At 72.1% G+C, this 1177-nt stretch carries 2 protein-coding genes; one reads left to right on the top strand and one right to left on the bottom strand.

Translation table 11 applies throughout. The features are described 5' to 3' along the window. Positions 1–497 (bottom strand): MFS transporter (locus G3N92_RS34225; protein WP_206131897.1); only part of this gene is annotated, 497 nt, incomplete at its 3' end. Positions 498–602: 105 nt separating this feature from the next. Here G3N92_RS34225 and G3N92_RS34220 point away from each other — a divergent pair. Beyond that, positions 603–1177: LysR family transcriptional regulator (locus tag G3N92_RS34220; RefSeq protein ID WP_241015209.1), on the top strand; the 575-nt coding region annotated here is incomplete at its 3' end.

Here is a 1177-nt window from a genome sequence, read left to right as displayed (position 1 = left end):
AGCGGTGGCAGCAGCGCCGCGCCGAGGCCGCCGCCGAGCGGCACGGCCGTCTGCCGGATGCTCATCGCGAGGCCGCGTTCGTTGTCGCGGAACCAGCGCATCACGGCGCGGCCGCTCGCGCCGTTTACGCTGCCGCCCGTCAGGCCGGTCAGCGCCATGGCGGCGATCAGCAGCGCGAGCGGCGGCGTCCAGCCGTCGTGCGGCACCATGCCGGCCGCCATCGCGGCCAGCATGACGGCCATCGCGGCCAGCCCCCATGGCACTTCGAACACCGCCACGCCGAGTCCGAGCGCGCCGAGCACGATGCCTAGCGCGCCGTTGTCGAGCCGGTAGGCGCTGCGCAACGCGATCGCGGTGGTCGGGATGCCGGCCGCCGCCGCCGAGAACGCGACGTTCGCGAGCACGCCGACGGCCAGCACGCGCCAGCGATGCGCGTCGCCGCGTTGAACGTGCGCGGGCGGCGCGAGGGCGGGCGTCGAGACAGGAGAAGGGCGCATGGCGAGACATCGGCGAGTGATTGACGCCGCCAGTGTCGCCCCGTAGATTCATGCTGAAAATCGGAAAGTTTTGTTTGAATCGTTCGATAAATCAGGATGATTGTCATGTCGCATACGAACTTCGACATTAGCGCGCTGCGCAGCCTCGTGGCCGGCATCGATCTCGGCAGCTTCGCGAAGGCGGCCGATCGGGTGGCGCGTTCGTCGTCGGCGGTCAGCGCGCAGATCCGCAAGCTCGAGGCGCAGGCCGGCGCGCCGCTGTTTCGCAAGGCCGGGCGCGGGCTGGCGCTGACCGACGCCGGCGAGGCGATGCTGCGCTACGCACGCCGGCTGATCGAACTGAACGACGAGGCCGCGGCGGCGGTGCGCGGCGCGACGCTCGATGGCTGGGTGCGGATCGGCATGCAGGAGGATTTCGGCGAGCGCCTGCTGCCCGACGTGCTCGGGCGTTTCGCGCGCGCGCATCCGCTGGTGCGCATCGAGGCGCGCGTGGCGCGCAATACCGAACTGCTGGAGCGGCTCGATGCGCGGCAGCTCGATCTCGCGCTGGTCTGGGGCGATCCGGCGGCCACGTCGGTGGCCGCGCGCGAGGGCATCGAGGCCGAACTGATCGCGATGGCGCCGATGTGCTGGGCCGGTGCGGCCTCGCCCGCCGCGCGGGCTGCCGCCGACGCCTGGCG

This window comes from Burkholderia sp. Ac-20379 (assembly GCF_017104645.1).
Classification (GTDB): Bacteria; Pseudomonadota; Gammaproteobacteria; order Burkholderiales; family Burkholderiaceae; genus Burkholderia.
Note: the sequence above shows the minus strand (reverse complement) of the source record. Positions and strands in the feature narration are given on the sequence as shown.